Here is a 15,706-nt window from a genome sequence, read left to right on the forward strand (position 1 = left end):
TCTGCTCGTTACTTTTCTATCAGACAATCTGTGTGAGCACTACGCGGGAAGGTATCTTCAGGTAAGGAGGTGATCCAACCGCAGGTTCCCCTACGGTTACCTTGTTACGACTTCACCCCAGTCATGAATCACAAAGTGGTAAGCGCCCTCCCGAAGGTTAAGCTACCTACTTCTTTTGCAACCCACTCCCATGGTGTGACGGGCGGTGTGTACAAGGCCCGGGAACGTATTCACCGTGGCATTCTGATCCACGATTACTAGCGATTCCGACTTCACGGAGTCGAGTTGCAGACTCCGATCCGGACTACGACGCACTTTGTGAGGTCCGCTTGCTCTCGCGAGGTCGCTTCTCTTTGTATGCGCCATTGTAGCACGTGTGTAGCCCTACTCGTAAGGGCCATGATGACTTGACGTCATCCCCACCTTCCTCCGGTTTATCACCGGCAGTCTCCTTTGAGTTCCCGACCGAATCGCTGGCAACAAAGGATAAGGGTTGCGCTCGTTGCGGGACTTAACCCAACATTTCACAACACGAGCTGACGACAGCCATGCAGCACCTGTCTCAGCGTTCCCGAAGGCACCAATCCATCTCTGGAAAGTTCGCTGGATGTCAAGAGTAGGTAAGGTTCTTCGCGTTGCATCGAATTAAACCACATGCTCCACCGCTTGTGCGGGCCCCCGTCAATTCATTTGAGTTTTAACCTTGCGGCCGTACTCCCCAGGCGGTCGACTTAACGCGTTAGCTCCGGAAGCCACTCCTCAAGGGAACAACCTCCAAGTCGACATCGTTTACGGCGTGGACTACCAGGGTATCTAATCCTGTTTGCTCCCCACGCTTTCGCACCTGAGCGTCAGTCTTTGTCCAGGGGGCCGCCTTCGCCACCGGTATTCCTCCAGATCTCTACGCATTTCACCGCTACACCTGGAATTCTACCCCCCTCTACAAGACTCAAGCCTGCCAGTTTCAAATGCAGTTCCCAGGTTAAGCCCGGGGATTTCACATCTGACTTAACAGACCGCCTGCGTGCGCTTTACGCCCAGTAATTCCGATTAACGCTTGCACCCTCCGTATTACCGCGGCTGCTGGCACGGAGTTAGCCGGTGCTTCTTCTGCGGGTAACGTCAATCGACGCGGTTATTAACCACATCGCCTTCCTCCCCGCTGAAAGTACTTTACAACCCGAAGGCCTTCTTCATACACGCGGCATGGCTGCATCAGGCTTGCGCCCATTGTGCAATATTCCCCACTGCTGCCTCCCGTAGGAGTCTGGACCGTGTCTCAGTTCCAGTGTGGCTGGTCATCCTCTCAGACCAGCTAGGGATCGTCGCCTAGGTGGGCCATTACCCCGCCTACTAGCTAATCCCATCTGGGTTCATCCGATAGTGAGAGGCCCGAAGGTCCCCCTCTTTGGTCTTGCGACGTTATGCGGTATTAGCCACCGTTTCCAGTGGTTATCCCCCTCTATCGGGCAGATCCCCAGACATTACTCACCCGTCCGCCACTCGTCACCCAAGAGCAAGCTCTCTGTGCTACCGTCCGACTTGCATGTGTTAGGCCTGCCGCCAGCGTTCAATCTGAGCCATGATCAAACTCTTCAATTTAAGTTTGATTTGCTTAAACAAGTTAAGCGGTGCTCATCTGTAAAACGTCATAATGAATTTCATTATGTGTTCACTCGTGAGGCTTGATATTTTTTACGTCCGGAGACGCTGATATCAATCCTGCGAGTGCCCACACAGATTGTCTGATAAATTGTTAAAGAGCAGTGCGAACAGTGCGTTAGCTTCCTGTCGCGAGGTGGCGTATATTACGCTTTCCTCCTTCAGAGTCAACCTCTATTTCAGAAGTTTTTCTCCGGCGGCGCAGTCTCCTGTGCCTGCTGACCCGTTACTCCGTAAGCCGGTGTTCCGTGTCAGTGGAGGCGCATTATAGGCAGTTCCCGGAGACTGACAAGTGCTAATTTCAACTTTTTAACTGACCGTTCACTTTATGTGCAATATGCCCAGGAAACCAGCAAAACAGCCGCTGAAAGGCAAAAAAAACGGGCCAGAGGCCCGTTTTTGTTCTCGCTGCATTACTGATGCGCGGTAATGACGTCGTTTTCCACATCCATTTCGATGGTTTTGCCCGGCACCAGCGTGCCAGAGAGAATCTGCTGTGCCAGCGGGTTCTCGATCTGCTGCTGTATCGCACGTTTCAGCGGCCGCGCGCCATACACCGGATCATAACCGTTCTCACCCAGCAACTTGATCGCAGCGTCGGAGATATGCAACTGATAGCCGCGATCCTCCAGACGTTTGTACAACCGCTGCAGCTGAATCTGGGCAATCGACGCGATGTGTTTCTCTGCCAGCGGATGGAACACCACCACCTCATCGATACGGTTAACAAACTCAGGACGGAAATGATGCCCGACCACGCCCATGACAATCTCTTTCATCTCGGCATAGTTCAGATCGCCAAACCGTTCCTGAATCAAATCCGATCCCAGGTTAGAGGTCATGATGACCACAGTATTACGGAAGTCGACCGTACGGCCCTGACCATCCGTCAGACGTCCATCATCCAGCACCTGCAGCAGGATGTTGAAAACATCCGGATGCGCTTTCTCTACCTCATCCAGCAGGATCACTGAATAAGGACGGCGACGAACGGCTTCGGTCAGATAACCGCCCTCTTCATATCCGACATAACCCGGAGGTGCACCCACCAGCCGTGAGACCGAGTGTTTCTCCATAAACTCCGACATATCGATACGCACCATCGCGTCGTCGCTGTCGAACAGGAAGTTAGCCAGCGACTTACAGAGCTCGGTCTTACCCACACCGGTTGGTCCCAGGAACAGGAACGAACCGATGGGACGGTTGGGATCTGACAAACCTGCTCGGCTACGACGAATCGCATTCGATACCGCCTCAACCGCTTCATCCTGTCCGATCACCCGGCCATGCAGATCCTGCTCCATACGCAGCAGTTTATCGCGCTCACCTTCCATCATGCGTGCTACCGGAATACCGGTCCAGCGCGCCAGCACGTCGGCAATCTCCACGTCGGTTACACGGTTACGTAGTAACTTCATGGTTTTGCCTTCCGCCTGCGTGGCTGCAGCCAGCTGTTTTTCCAGCGCCGGAATTTTACCGTATTGCAACTCAGACATCCGGGCGAGATCGCCCAGGCGACGTGCCTGCTCTAAATTCAGACGCGCCTGTTCCAGCTCGGCTTTAATATTCTGTGTTCCGGACAGCGAGGCTTTCTCCGTTTTCCACTCATCTTCCAGTTCGGCGTATTCACGCTCTTTCTGGTCGAGTTCGCTTTCCAGCATCTCAAGACGCTTAATGCTGGCGTCGTCCGCCTCTTTCTTCAGCGCCTGCTGCTCCAGTTTAAGCTGGATAATCCGGCGCTCCAGCCGATCAAGCGCTTCCGGCTTCGAGTCAATCTGCATACGAATGCTGGAAGCCGCCTCATCGATCAGGTCAATCGCTTTGTCTGGCAACTGACGATCGGCAATATAGCGATGCGACAAGGTCGCTGCCGCCACAATGGCCGGGTCAGTAATCTGCACATGGTGATGCAGTTCATAACGCTCTTTCAGACCACGCAGGATGGCGATGGTATCTTCCACTGTGGGTTCAGCCACGTAGACCTTCTGGAAACGCCGCTCCAGTGCCGCATCTTTTTCAATGTACTGACGGTATTCGTCGAGCGTGGTGGCACCCACACAGTGCAGTTCACCGCGTGCCAGTGCTGGCTTGAGCATGTTACCTGCATCCATCGCGCCGTCTGCTTTACCGGCACCGACCATCGTGTGCAGTTCGTCGATAAACAGAATGACGTTGCCTTCCTGTTTCGACAGATCATTCAGTACGCCTTTCAGACGCTCTTCAAACTCACCGCGATATTTGGCACCGGCCACCAGCGCCCCCATATCCAGCGCCAGTACCCGACGCCCTTTCAGACCTTCAGGCACTTCGCCATTAATAATGCGCTGCGCCAGTCCTTCAACGATGGCGGTTTTACCCACGCCAGGCTCACCAATCAGTACCGGGTTGTTTTTGGTCCGGCGCTGCAGAACCTGAATGGTGCGACGAATCTCTTCGTCACGGCCAATCACCGGGTCGAGCTTGCCCTTTTCAGCACGCTCAGTCAGATCGATGGTGTATTTTTTTAATGCCTGGCGCTGATCTTCAGCCCCCTGATCGTTCACGCTGTCCCCTCCACGCATTTGTTCAATAGCCTTGGTGAGTTTTTCACTGGTTGCCCCTGCCGCTTTCAGCAGATCGGCCAGAGAACCCCGTGAATCGAGGGCCGCCAGAACAAATAATTCGGATGATATAAAGTTGTCGTTGCGCTTCTGCGCCAGTTTGTCGCACAGGTTCAATACCCGAACCAGGTCTGATGAAGGCTGCACATCCCCTTCGCTGCCTTCCACCTGCGGCAGACGATCGATAGCCTGCTCAACCTGAGTGCGCAAAGAGGCCACGTCGATACCCGCAGACGTCAGTAAAGGTGAAACCGATCCGCCTTCCTGTTTCAGCAGTGCGCTCATCAGGTGCAGAGGTTCAATGAATTGGTTGTCGTGTCCCAGAGCCAGGGACTGCGCGTCGGCGAGAGCCAGTTGGAATTTATTAGTAAGACGATCCAGACGCATAATTCCTCCCATTACAGGTCAAAATGCTACTGGAGATTAAATGAGGTCATCCCTCAAAATTTCAAGGTTAATGACCTGAGATTTGAGTAAAAAACACGCTAACTGGACCGTCTTATGGCGTAAGGTTATAACAGCCAGATCAAAGTTGCCATACGCCCGGTGATCCCATCGCGGCGGAAAGAGAAGAAATCGTCGCCTTCCGTGAAGGTGCAACGGCTGTCAGCAGTGATGGATTGTACGCCTGCGGCCCGCAGACGAAGACGCGCCAGTTGCCCGATATCGGCATAAAACTTCTCACCTGAAGGACGAAATGCCTCTGCCGCGCGCGGGTCCTGTGCCATAAACGCATGACGCACCTCCGCACCGACCTCAAACGCATCCGGCCCAATCGCCGGTCCCAGCCAGGCGTAAATCTGGTGCGGCGGCGATCGGAACTGCGCCAGGGTATTTTCCAGCACTCCGGCACAGAGCCCGCGCCAGCCAGCATGTGCTGCAGCAACCTCGTTACCGTCTGCTGAACAGAACAGCACCGGCAGACAGTCAGCCGTCATGACTGCACAGACCACGCCACTCTCCGAGGTAATACAGGCATCAGCTCGCAGCGGCAGCGTGCCATTCGATGTCAGACGCGCTACATCGGTGGCATGCACCTGCTCCAGCCATTGCGGCATCGCCGGCAGACCCGCCTGTTCAACCAGGCGTTGCCGGTTCTGTGCAACGTGCTCTGGCTTATCCCCCACATGCCCGCCGAGATTAAGTGCATCCCAGGGCGCCAGGCTGACGCCACCCTGCCGCTGCGTCGAGCAAGCCCGGACGCGCGCCGGGGCCGGCCATTGAGGAATAATCATCTGCATCACCAGTCCATCTGGTCCTTGAAGGCCTCAGTATCCGCCTTCAGCGCTGCAATCAGATCGACCATATCCTGCGGAATGGCTGCATGAAATTCCATCTCGATCCCGCTGATGGGATGATACAGACGCAACATGGTGGCGTGCAGCGCCTGACGATCGAAACCGCGCAGGGTCGCAATGAACGCATCCGATGCGCCTTTCGGCGGACGTGGGCGACCGCCGTATAGCGGATCACCCACCAGCGGATGGTTGATGTGCGACATATGCACACGGATCTGGTGAGTACGACCGGTTTCCAGACGCAGACGCAGACGGGTGTGCGCGCGGAAATGCTCCATGATGCGGTAATGCGTCACCGCCGGTTTACCCATTGGGTGCACCGCCATGTGGGTACGCTTGGTCGAGTGGCGGCTGATAGGTTCATCAACCGTGCCGCCCGCCGTCATGTTGCCAATCGCTACCGCTTCATATTCACGGGTGATTTCACGCCTCTGCAGCGATTCCACCAGGTGCGTCTGAGCCGGTACGGTCTTCGCCACCACCATTAAACCGGTGGTATCTTTATCCAGGCGGTGAACGATGCCAGCGCGCGGCACATCCATAATTGCCGGATAGTGGTGAAGTAAGGCATTTAATACGGTACCGTCCGGATTACCAGCGCCGGGATGAACGACAAAGTCACGCGGCTTGTTGATGACAATAATGTCTTCATCTTCATAAACGATGTCGAGTGGCAGAGCCTGCGGTTCCCAGCGCTGCTCTTCTTCGATCTCAGCGTTAATGGCGACCAGCTCGCCGCCCAACACTTTTTCTTTCGGTGTATCAACCATGACGCCGTTTACGGTGACGCGACGATCGAGGATCCATTCTTTTATGCGAGAACGTGAATAATCAGGGAACAATTCCGCCAAAGATTGATCTAAGCGTTGTCCGAGTTGTGATTCGGATACCGTTGCGGTGAGTTGAACTTGTTGTGCCATATACAGCTTCTTCGTTAACGTTGGGTTTTCACGGCGATGCCGTTTAATATAATGTGCTATCGTACCTGGTCATTACCGGGAGCTATACGGACAGCTTCCGCCATAACATTTTGAGGATAATCACTTCGTCATGACGCGTATGAAACATCTGGTGGCTGCTGCCACACTGAGCCTGGCCCTTGTGGGTTGTTCCGGCTCTAATGACGCGGTACCGGACAGCCCGCCTTCTGAAATTTATGCTACAGCGCAGCAAAAGCTGCAGGACGGTAACTTTAAAGCCGCGATTAAGCAACTGGAAGCGCTGGATAATCGTTATCCGTTCGGTCCTTATTCGCAGCAGGTTCAGCTGGATTTAATCTACGCGTACTATAAAAATGCCGATCTGCCCCTGGCGCAGGCTGCCATTGCCCGCTTTATGCGCCTGAATCCGACGCATCCGAACATTGACTATGTCATCTACATGAAAGGTCTGACGGATATGGCGCTGGATGACTCGGCGCTGCAGGGCTTCTTTGGTATCGATCGGTCTGACCGCGATCCGACGCACGCTCGTGATGCTTTCCGCGACTTCTCTCAGCTGCTGCGCGGTTACCCGAACAGCCAGTATGCGGCTGATGCTCAGAAACGTCTGGTCTACCTGAAAGATCGTCTGGCCAAATATGAGCTCTCAGTGGCGCAATTCTATACTAAGCGTGAGGCTTATGTCGCGGTTGTTAACCGGGTAGAAGGCATGATGCGCGATTATCCAGATACCCAGGCGACACACGATGCGCTGCCGTTGATGGAAAATGCTTACCGGAATCTGCAGCTGAACGCTGAAGCAGATAAAGTGGCGAAAATCATTGCAGCGAACAGTCACTGATCGTCTGTTGATTGTCGGCGATAAAAAAGCAGCCTGAATGGGCTGCTTTTTTTTGCTTATTAGCTGGCCAGTTATAGAAATTTCCCGGCAAGTAAACTCATCAAGAATGCCGCGAGAATCGCTTCGCTTCAAGGCTTTTCGGCCACATTCTCTGCCTTTCTCACAAATTGTCTGGCTTGACAAAAAGTGACATTTTTTCGTGATCAAAATCACGCAATTAACCCTTTATCGCGCTATGCTGGACTTACCAAGACGGAAATGACAGAGAGGTAAGATTGATGATCCTGAACATTACCAGCAAACAAATGGAAATCACTGCAGCTATCCGCAGCCATGTTGAAGACCGTCTCGCCAAGCTTGAAAAATGGCAAACCGACCTGATTAATCCCCATATTGTCCTGTCCAAAGAACCCAAAGAATTTGTGGCTGATGCCACGATTAATACGCCGAACGGGACGCTGGTGGCCAGTGCCAAACACGAAGATATGTACACCGCTATCAATGACCTGATCGCCAAGCTCGAGCGCCAGCTAAATAAAGTACAGCATAAATCGGAAGCGCGCCGTGCCAGTGCCAGCGTCAAAGACATCATCCCCGCCGACGAACAATCCTGATCGGTTAACGCGCCTGCGGGCGCGTTTTTTATTGACAGCTTTTAACCAGTACGGTTACTCTCAAAGCACTCCCTTTACGGACATACCTATGAAACATGACCTGTTTTTCTTCGCTTTCTTTTTTACCTTCCCCTGAACGGGAGGCCATTCGTCGTGTGAAAACGAAAGCGAAGACGAACAACAAAGCCTCCCAACCGGGAGGCTTTTTTATTGGACAGCTTACAGGTGAGCCTTATGAATCCCGACAATCCACTGCTGGCGCTACGCGATAAAATCAGCGCAGTTGATAAAAAACTCCTGACACTTTTAGCGGAACGCCGCCTGCTGGCAGTGGAAGTTGCGCAGGCCAAACTGGCCACCCACCGCCCGATTCGCGATGTTGAACGTGAGCGCGCGCTGCTGGAAAACCTGATTGTGCTGGGCAAAGCGCATAATCTGGATGCGCACTACATCACCCGGTTATTTCAGCTGGTGATTGAAGACTCGGTATTGACCCAGCAAGCCCTGTTGCAAAAAAATCTTAATCATCCTCATGCCCATGCGGCCCGTATCGCCTTCCTCGGTCCCAAGGGCTCTTATTCGCATCTGGCGGCGCGTAAATATGCCGCCCGTCATTTCGATAACATGGTTGAATGCGGTTGCCTGAAGTTCCACGATATCATTAAGCAGGTAGAGAACGGTGCGGCAGATTACGCGGTGATGCCTATAGAGAACACCAGTTCTGGCTCAATCAATGACGTCTACGATTTGCTGCAGCAGACCAGCTTATCGATCGTTGGGGAGATGACGCTGCCCATTGACCACTGCGTGCTGGTCAATGGCCCGACGGATCTGCAGCAGATTGAGACGGTGTACAGCCATCCTCAGCCGTTCCAGCAGTGCAGCCAGTTCATTAACCGATTCCCGCACTGGAAAATTGAATATACCGAAAGCACCGCAGCGGCCATGGAGAAAGTGGCGGCGCTTAACTCACCGAAGGTGGCGGCGCTAGGCAGTGAAGCCGGTGGCGAGCTCTATCAGCTACAGGTGCTGGAGCGCAACCTGGCGAATCAGCAGCAAAACCATACCCGCTTTATTGTGCTGGCCCGCAAAGCCATCGAGGTTTCTGATCAGGTACCCGCCAAAACGACACTGATCATGGCAACCGGTCAGCAGGCGGGTGCGCTGGTCGATGCCTTACTGGTGCTGCGCCAGCATAATCTGATCATGAGCAAGCTGGAGTCGCGTCCGATAAACGGCAATCCCTGGGAAGAGATGTTTTATATTGATGTTCAGGGCAACCTGCAGTCGGAAAGAATGCAGCAGGCGCTGCAGGAGTTGCAGACTATGACCCGTTCACTGAAGGTACTGGGCTGTTATCCCAGTGAGAATGTGGTGCCGGTGGAACCGGGCGAGTAGATAAAAAAGGCATCCCGCGGGATGCCTTGTTGTTTCTGGACGGCGGCTGTTTTAAGGACGACTGTCGTTCGCCGAGCGCAATAAGCTACGGCTTTCAACCAGGAAGCGTTTCGCGTGATCGCCAAACCAGTGCTCGACCCGGTTGAAGCTGGCGATAAACGCCTGCTTATCCCCCTGTTCCAGCAAGGCAATCGCCTCACCGAAGCGCTGATAATAACGCTTAATCAGCGCCAGGTTGCTCTCTGACGACATGATAATGTCAGCATAGAGCTGCGGGTCCTGGGCAAATAATCGTCCGACCATCGCCAGCTCCAGCCGGTAGATCGGTGACGACAGCGCCAGCAGCTGATCGAGGTTCACGTTCTCTTCCGCTAAATGCAGGCCGTAAGCAAAGGTCGCGAAGTGACGTAATGCCTGGATGAACGCCATATTCTGATCGTGCTCAACCGCACTGATACGGTGTAAGCGCGCGCCCCAGACCTGAATCTGCTCCAGAAACCACTGATACGCTTCAGGCTGACGACCATCACACCAGACCACCACCTGTTTTGCCAGGCTACCGCTGTCCGGACCAAACATCGGATGCAGGCCCAGCACCGGACCATTATGCGCCGCCAGCATCGCCTGCAAAGGTCGGTTCTTCACTGACGCCAGATCGACCAGGATACAATCCTCTGGCAGCGGCGGCAGTTGGGCAATCACCTGCTCGGTTAAGTGAATCGGTACGCTGATGATCACCATACCGGCATCGCTGAGTAAACTCTCCGCCTGTGGCCAGTCTTCTTTATCCAGCGTTTTCACCGTATAGCCCGACAGCCGCAGCATTTTCTCAAACAGCCGCCCCATCTGCCCATTACCGCCGACAATCACTACCGGACGCAGTTCAGGACACAACGTTTTGAAGCCTTTATCGTTCTCGCTGGTATAGGACTCGCGCATCACCCGACGCAGCACATCCTCAATCAGGTCCGGCGGTACGCCGAGCGCTTCAGCTTCTTTACGGCGCGAGGCCAGCATTGAGGCCTCACGCTCAGGGACATAAATCGGCAGTCCATAACGGCTCTTGACTTCGCCTACTTCGGCGACCAGTTCAAGCCGTCTGGCCAGCAGGTCGAGCAGCGCCTTATCGACACTATCAATTTGATCGCGTAACGCGCTTAATTCAGCCACCATTGCTCTTACACCTCGTGTGACAGACGCGCCGACAGCACTCCCTGCAGATCCTGATGCATCTCACGCAGCAACGTTTCGGTGACGTCCCAGTTGATGCAGGCATCGGTGACGGAAACGCCATACTTCATTTCACTGCGTGGCTGCTCAGAAGACTGGTTACCTTCATTGATGTGGCTTTCCAGCATCAAACCAATAATTGAACGGTTTCCATCTTTGATCTGGGCAATAGCAGATTCCGCTACGCCAGGCTGACGACGGTAGTCTTTATTAGAGTTACCATGGCTGCAATCTATCATTAAGGCTGGACGCAGTCCCGCCTTGAGCATCTCTTTTTCACATTGCGTAACATCTTCCGGACCGTAGTTAGGCGCTTTACCTCCGCGCAGAATCACGTGCCCATCAGGGTTTCCCTGTGTCTGTAACAGACAAACCTGCCCGGCCTGATTGATGCCAACAAAGCGGTGTGGCATTGACGCCGCGCGCATCGCGTTAATCGCGGTACCCAGACTGCCGTCGGTGCCATTTTTGAAGCCCACTGGCATTGACAGACCCGAGGCCATTTCACGGTGCGTCTGCGATTCGGTGGTGCGTGCGCCGATGGCAGACCAGCTGAACAGATCGCCGAGGTACTGCGGGCTGTTAGGGTCCAGCGCTTCTGTCGCCAGCGGTAACCCCATCTCAACCAGATTCACCAGCAGCTTACGGGCAATGTGCAGGCCCGCTTCCATATCGAAGGAGTTATCCATGTAGGGATCGTTGATCAACCCTTTCCAGCCGACGGTGGTACGGGGTTTTTCAAAGTAGACGCGCATGACGAGATACAGCTGATCCTTCAACTGTTCAGAGAGGGTTTGCAAACGACGAGCATAATCCAGAGCCGCTTCGGTATCGTGGATTGAACAAGGTCCGCATACCACCAGCAGGCGCGGATCGCGGCCGGCAATGATGTCGGAGATAGTCTGACGAGAGGCAGCAACCTGAGCCTGTTGCTCAGCGGTCAGCGGAAATTTTGCTTTCAGCTCTTCCGGGGTAATCAGTACCTGTTCGTCGGCGATATGCACATTGTTCAGCGCGTCTTTTTGCATGGTGGCGATCCTTTTTGCTCGTATATGCGGTCATGGGATCCTCATGGAGGATGCAGCACACTGTATCACAGGGAATACATAATACAACATCAGGCGTACACTTTTATTACCAGTAAAATTTATCGGCGTGAGGTAAATTATTAAAACACTTATTAAACAAGTAATTACTAGATCATTAAAGCAAGACCACATAAAACAAAGTGTACATATATATTTACATCATTGAGCATTGTTTTCCTTCTCGTCGCTGTCAGAATAAAAATCAACCATGATCATTATGAGCGAGCCATGACGCAGACCGGTCCCCACCTTCGCCTCCGCCCTTTCACACTTAACGATATCGCTGCGTTTACTGAAGCAGTTAACGCCTCGCTGGATAGTTTGTTGCCGTGGATGGTCTGGGCGCACGCGAATTATCAGCCGCATGAAGCGGAGAGCTGGATACGCTTTACCCACTGGCAACGCCTGAAAGGTGAAGCAGAAGAGTTTGCGATTGTGGATCAGCGCGACCGGATACTGGGCGGCGCAGGGATTCGGTTCGCCCGTCATCCTGGCGATTTCAGCGCATTGGGTTATTGGGTACGCAGCGATGCACAGCGTCAGGGTATCGCCAGCCGCGCTGTGATCGCGTTGCTGTCGCTGGGCTTCTCCCGTCCTGAAACGCGCGGCATAGAGATTCTGGCGGCGGAAGACAACCTGGCCAGTCGGGCAGTGGCAGAGAAATGTGGTGGTGAGTTTATTGGCTGCCGCTACGGGCTGATTGTGCTGGAAAGCGGGCCGGTAAATAGCGCGATTTATCATTTTCAGCGACCTGATGCCACAGGTTCGTCGCCATCGACCGGATGATAAGATAAAAAAAGGGGCTGGCTTCACGCCAACCCCTTGTTTGCTATTAACTTTTAGATGTCGCGTTAGCGATACCTTAGTTAAGACGCTTTTATCAAGTCGTCATAAACATCATGCACTTACCAATAAAAACAACTAGTTAAACTAATATTCAATGCACTAAATTGCGGTATTATGAAAGCTCTGCTGCCAATCTGCTGCCACCTCTTTACCGTTCTAGTCGCAACTGCCGGAGTTTTTCCAACTTGAGCTTACGAAGCTGTGCAGATGAAGAATTGAAGTTAGCAAATCCAACTAAAAGAATTAAAAATGCTGCAAAAAAGACCAGCGAAAGAGAAGTGAAGGTAACTCGGTCCCTATTATTGTTGTTAATGCCGTCTAAAACAGCTTCTTTCATTCTTGGTTCATTCTTTATTAAATAAGGGCAAACCTTTTCAGCTCGCTCTCTTTCTTTACCTGTAATATTAGACACGCTCTGGCAGTCTATTTCTTTACCTTTTTTTGAATCTAAGATCCTTTGTGCGTTTAAATAATACTTAGCGCCGTCATCAAACACATAGGCAGCATAATCTTTTTTATACTGTTTAGCTTGGTTAGCAGTCATAAAACTTAGAACCAAAGAAAATATTGACAAAAACAACACAAAGAAAAGGTCTACTTTATTAGAGCGTTTACTACCTGCATACCCGAAAAAGCCTGAAAAAATAAAATTAATAGGATGTATTTTACCAGAATTGATACACTCCTGTATAAAAACCACATCATTAACGTTCCGAGCTTTTATTCCGGTAAAAAACTTAAAAAGTTTTATGTCATAAAAATTGTCACTAACCTTTTTTAATTTTTTTTCAGTAAAGTCTAGTCGTAACACTTTGATGAAGAAAAGGAATATAAAATGCAGCCCGCCAACTCGTATTGCTGCCAATATCAGAGCAATCAGATAAGCTGCATATTTGTACAGCTCTAACATTTTCGGGTCACTCATAAAGTCCCTCTAGGTTTGCAATAGGATTTAGACTTGCCGCTTCCTCTAGATGGTCGGGGGCAAAGTGAGCATAACGCATAGTTTCACGAATATTTGCGTGACCGAGTATGCGCTGCAGTACCAGAATGTTACCGCCATTCATCATAAAGTGGCTTGCGAAGGTATGACGTAGTACGTGCGTTTTTTGCCCTTCTGCCAGTTGAATGTCGGTCAGGGCGAGCATCTTTTTAAATTCCTGATAGCACGGATGAAACATTTTACCCTGTAGGGGCGATAGTTCGTCGTAGAGCCAGCGCGGAATCGGCACTGTGCGGTTTTTACCGCCTTTCGTTTTGGTAAAGGTCAATTTATATGGTGATAACTGAGAACGGTTAAGCCTCTCCGCTTCACTCCATCTTGCACCTGTTGCAAGGCACACCTTAACGATGCGCGTCAAATTGAGCTTGCCGTAAGATTCGCAGGCGCTCAGTAATATCTCTATCTGGCCGCCGGTTAGCCAGGACATTTCCTTTTCTTTCTCTTTGAAGATGCGAACCCCTTCGATAGGGTTAGGTAACTTCCATTCACCCAGCCTACGGAGTTCATTAAAAACAGCATCGAGATATTGCTGCTCGCGGTTGACTGTAATCGGCTTAGCTACCCACTTAGCTGGATTTGAATGATACCCGTTATCAATTTGGCCGCTTAAACGTTGGTCGCGGTAGTGCGCCCAATCCTTTTGGGTGATCTTTGCCGCAATGGGATCACCCATGCCTTTGCAAACAATGTGCAGTTTTGCGAGTCGGGATTTACTGGCTGAAAGAGACTGGCCGTGTAGGCGATGCCATAAATCAATCAGCTCACTTAGCTTGCGGCGGTCTTCTTTTTCACCAAGCCAGGGCTTTTCTTCCGATTCCTTCTTTATATAATTTTCGAAAGCCTCGGCCTCACCCTTCGTATTAAACTGCTTGCGAATGCGTTTACCTTCCCTTCCGTTTGGGAACACCTGCGCCAGCCATTTGCCATTTTTCTGTTTAGTGACAGTCATAGTGAGAACCGAGGTAAATTACTTATTGTTCACAAAGGTTATTGCCAGCATCAAGAATTGGGCTGATGCTTTTCTTAACCCCTTTATAGTTTGGATCGTCAGCCCATACAGCATCTATGTCGTAACCCTCCATTTTCCCGGTCTTGACAGCATCTTTTGCATTGCCATTTACAGGATATCGGTCATCAGTATCAGTGTTATAAACGAAGATGAAACGTTTATTAATGCAGGACACCTTAGTTTTCTTAAAAGTAAGGGGCCAGTCTTCACCTAATTTTGAAGAATCCAAATCAACAGATTTTTCGGCAGCATAAGATGCAGATGCCCCAATAAGGCATACTATGGCAAGAAATAACCTTTTCATTCCATTCCCTAAACGTGTTTTTCCAGAGTAAATAATACAGCCCCAAAAGGGGTAACATCAGATGCCCCACATTCAAACGAGACATTTGGATTGGTTAGTTTAATTTTCCCACCGGGTAGGCGAGAGATATCATACACATCATAAGAGTCATCAATATTAACGAACCAGCGACCATTGGCGATGTTCTTAGCCTCTGTATTCACTAGCCATGAGTGACCAACACCATCAATAAACACTAAACAACTTTTATCGACTGCTGAAAGCGCCGGATCCATAAGCCAATTACCTGCCTCATTGAGAACCCCCGACACTAACTTTTTCTTCGGAATACTTATTGATGATGTGACAACTTCAGGCTGACTATCGAACATCTCACCTTTACCAGTTGCTAACCATCTGAGAGACACGCCTGTGTCCAGCGCGCATGCAACTACTACATCTCCGGGGAAATATTCCCTGCGGATCCATGTGCTGATTGTGCCAGAAGAGATATCAAGTAAGTCGCCCAGCTCCTTTTGCATGGTGAAGCCGTAAGCATCTAAGAGGCGGCGTAAAACTAACTTCCCGCCGTTAGCCATGATTTCATCGTAAAGCTGCTTACCTTTCAGTAAAGGCTCATCTCGCAAATGCGAATTAACAAGCTCACCAGTCATTAACCAGTTCAAGTCTGCGCCGGTTTCAAGAGAGCATTTGATAATGGCCTTTCCAGGCAGGCTGTTGCGCTGAATCCAGGTGCTGATGCTGTTAGATGGCACACCCAAGACTTCTGCAAGCGCTCTTTGAGTGGTAACGCCATATGACGAGCTGATCCGCTCTATCAACTCCTGCGTATTCAAATTTTCATCATTCATTATTAGCTCGCACTCAAAATC

General features: G+C 51.5%; 14 protein-coding genes, 1 rRNA gene and 1 other annotated feature. Of the genes, 5 read left to right on the forward strand and 10 right to left on the reverse strand.

The features are described 5' to 3' along the window. Positions 1-62 precede the first annotated feature (62 nt). The 4 genes from ACX3P5_RS14050 to rluD form a co-directional block, all read right to left on the reverse strand. Positions 63-1,602 (reverse strand): 16S ribosomal RNA (locus tag ACX3P5_RS14050). A 473-nt stretch (positions 1,603-2,075) separates the two neighbouring features. Continuing rightward, a complete protein-coding gene (gene clpB, locus ACX3P5_RS14055; RefSeq protein WP_233987317.1) occupies positions 2,076-4,661 on the reverse strand; it encodes an ATP-dependent chaperone ClpB in 2,586 nt (861 codons plus the stop codon). A 113-nt stretch (positions 4,662-4,774) separates the two neighbouring features. Beyond that, positions 4,775-5,503 carry a purine nucleoside phosphorylase YfiH gene (gene yfiH / locus ACX3P5_RS14060; RefSeq protein WP_336757294.1) on the reverse strand — a complete coding sequence of 243 codons (729 nt, stop codon included), beginning with the start codon at positions 5,501-5,503 and terminating at the stop codon, positions 4,775-4,777. Beyond that, positions 5,503-6,480, reverse strand: coding sequence for a 23S rRNA pseudouridine(1911/1915/1917) synthase RluD (gene rluD, locus ACX3P5_RS14065; protein ID WP_233987315.1), 978 nt, complete (start codon positions 6,478-6,480; stop codon positions 5,503-5,505). Before rluD ends, yfiH begins: the two co-directional genes overlap by 1 nt. Positions 6,481-6,610: 130 nt before the next feature. Between rluD and bamD the strand changes: the two genes are divergently transcribed. The 4 genes from bamD to pheA all read left to right on the forward strand — a co-directional run bounded on the left by bamD (position 6,611) and on the right by pheA (position 9,354). Beyond that, the gene (gene bamD / locus ACX3P5_RS14070) at positions 6,611-7,342 is read left to right on the forward strand and encodes an outer membrane protein assembly factor BamD (protein WP_233987314.1); all 732 of its coding nucleotides are present in this window, start codon (positions 6,611-6,613) and stop codon (positions 7,340-7,342) included. A gap of 278 nt (positions 7,343-7,620) precedes the next feature. After that, complete coding sequence (gene raiA, locus ACX3P5_RS14075) at positions 7,621-7,956, forward strand: ribosome-associated translation inhibitor RaiA (RefSeq protein ID WP_233987313.1); 336 nt, start codon at positions 7,621-7,623, stop codon at positions 7,954-7,956. Between the two features lie 87 nt (positions 7,957-8,043). After that, positions 8,044-8,168 (forward strand) — a sequence feature (Phe leader region). Continuing rightward, on the forward strand, positions 8,045-8,092 hold the full coding sequence (gene pheL, locus ACX3P5_RS14080) for a pheA operon leader peptide PheL (RefSeq protein WP_193387678.1): 48 nt from the start codon (positions 8,045-8,047) through the stop codon (positions 8,090-8,092). (Overlaps the previous feature by 48 nt.) Before the next feature lie 22 nt (positions 8,169-8,190). Beyond that, entirely contained in the window at positions 8,191-9,354 is a 1,164-nt protein-coding gene (gene pheA / locus ACX3P5_RS14085) for a bifunctional chorismate mutase/prephenate dehydratase (RefSeq protein ID WP_031374782.1), read from the forward strand. A 51-nt stretch (positions 9,355-9,405) separates the two neighbouring features. On the opposite strand, the gene tyrA is transcribed toward pheA, so the two are convergent. Both tyrA and ACX3P5_RS14095 read right to left on the reverse strand, forming a co-directional pair. Beyond that, positions 9,406-10,527, reverse strand: a complete 1,122-nt coding sequence (tyrA, locus tag ACX3P5_RS14090) for a bifunctional chorismate mutase/prephenate dehydrogenase (protein ID WP_233987311.1) — start codon at positions 10,525-10,527, stop codon at positions 9,406-9,408. A gap of 5 nt (positions 10,528-10,532) precedes the next feature. After that, positions 10,533-11,612 carry a 3-deoxy-7-phosphoheptulonate synthase gene (locus tag ACX3P5_RS14095; RefSeq protein WP_031374780.1) on the reverse strand — a complete coding sequence of 360 codons (1,080 nt, stop codon included), beginning with the start codon at positions 11,610-11,612 and terminating at the stop codon, positions 10,533-10,535. Positions 11,613-11,900: 288 nt separating this feature from the next. Between ACX3P5_RS14095 and ACX3P5_RS14100 the strand changes: the two genes are divergently transcribed. Continuing rightward, positions 11,901-12,458 carry a GNAT family N-acetyltransferase gene (locus tag ACX3P5_RS14100; protein WP_458968867.1) on the forward strand — a complete coding sequence of 186 codons (558 nt, stop codon included), beginning with the start codon at positions 11,901-11,903 and terminating at the stop codon, positions 12,456-12,458. A 208-nt stretch (positions 12,459-12,666) separates the two neighbouring features. Here ACX3P5_RS14100 and ACX3P5_RS14105 read toward each other — a convergent pair whose 3' ends face one another. Genes ACX3P5_RS14105 through ACX3P5_RS14120 form a run of 4 tightly spaced genes read right to left on the reverse strand, consistent with a single transcriptional unit; the run spans position 12,667 to position 15,685 of the window. Continuing rightward, positions 12,667-13,443: a hypothetical protein gene (locus ACX3P5_RS14105; RefSeq protein WP_458968868.1), complete on the reverse strand. Its 777-nt coding sequence runs from the start codon at positions 13,441-13,443 to the stop codon at positions 12,667-12,669. Continuing rightward, on the reverse strand, positions 13,436-14,470 hold the full coding sequence (locus tag ACX3P5_RS14110) for a site-specific integrase (RefSeq protein WP_458968869.1): 1,035 nt from the start codon (positions 14,468-14,470) through the stop codon (positions 13,436-13,438). Before ACX3P5_RS14110 ends, ACX3P5_RS14105 begins: the two co-directional genes overlap by 8 nt. A 22-nt stretch (positions 14,471-14,492) precedes the next feature. Next, complete coding sequence (locus ACX3P5_RS14115; protein WP_458968870.1) at positions 14,493-14,834, reverse strand: DUF2511 domain-containing protein; 342 nt, start codon at positions 14,832-14,834, stop codon at positions 14,493-14,495. Positions 14,835-14,842: 8 nt separating this feature from the next. Further along, positions 14,843-15,685, reverse strand: a complete 843-nt coding sequence (locus tag ACX3P5_RS14120; RefSeq protein WP_061704142.1) for a phage repressor protein CI — start codon at positions 15,683-15,685, stop codon at positions 14,843-14,845. Positions 15,686-15,706: the final 21 nt, after the last annotated feature.

The sequence above is a fragment of the Pantoea sp. S-LA4 genome (genome assembly GCF_054482835.1).

What these genes read in the sequence shown, in the direction of transcription:
- yfiH (WP_336757294.1), bottom strand. Translation starts at nt 5,503, where the DNA reads ATGCAGATGATTATTCCTCAATGGCCGGCCCCGGCGCGCGTCCGGGCT.
- ACX3P5_RS14100 (WP_458968867.1), top strand. Translation starts at nt 11,901, where the DNA reads ATGACGCAGACCGGTCCCCACCTTCGCCTCCGCCCTTTCACACTTAAC.
- tyrA (WP_233987311.1), bottom strand. Translation starts at nt 10,527, where the DNA reads ATGGTGGCTGAATTAAGCGCGTTACGCGATCAAATTGATAGTGTCGAT.
- ACX3P5_RS14115 (WP_458968870.1), bottom strand. Translation starts at nt 14,834, where the DNA reads ATGAAAAGGTTATTTCTTGCCATAGTATGCCTTATTGGGGCATCTGCA.
- ACX3P5_RS14110 (WP_458968869.1), bottom strand. Translation starts at nt 14,470, where the DNA reads ATGACTGTCACTAAACAGAAAAATGGCAAATGGCTGGCGCAGGTGTTC.
- ACX3P5_RS14095 (WP_031374780.1), bottom strand. Translation starts at nt 11,612, where the DNA reads ATGCAAAAAGACGCGCTGAACAATGTGCATATCGCCGACGAACAGGTA.
- pheA (WP_031374782.1), top strand. Translation starts at nt 8,191, where the DNA reads ATGAATCCCGACAATCCACTGCTGGCGCTACGCGATAAAATCAGCGCA.
- raiA (WP_233987313.1), top strand. Translation starts at nt 7,621, where the DNA reads ATGATCCTGAACATTACCAGCAAACAAATGGAAATCACTGCAGCTATC.
- bamD (WP_233987314.1), top strand. Translation starts at nt 6,611, where the DNA reads ATGACGCGTATGAAACATCTGGTGGCTGCTGCCACACTGAGCCTGGCC.
- clpB (WP_233987317.1), bottom strand. Translation starts at nt 4,661, where the DNA reads ATGGGAGGAATTATGCGTCTGGATCGTCTTACTAATAAATTCCAACTG.
- ACX3P5_RS14105 (WP_458968868.1), bottom strand. Translation starts at nt 13,443, where the DNA reads ATGAGTGACCCGAAAATGTTAGAGCTGTACAAATATGCAGCTTATCTG.
- ACX3P5_RS14120 (WP_061704142.1), bottom strand. Translation starts at nt 15,685, where the DNA reads ATGAATGATGAAAATTTGAATACGCAGGAGTTGATAGAGCGGATCAGC.
- rluD (WP_233987315.1), bottom strand. Translation starts at nt 6,480, where the DNA reads ATGGCACAACAAGTTCAACTCACCGCAACGGTATCCGAATCACAACTC.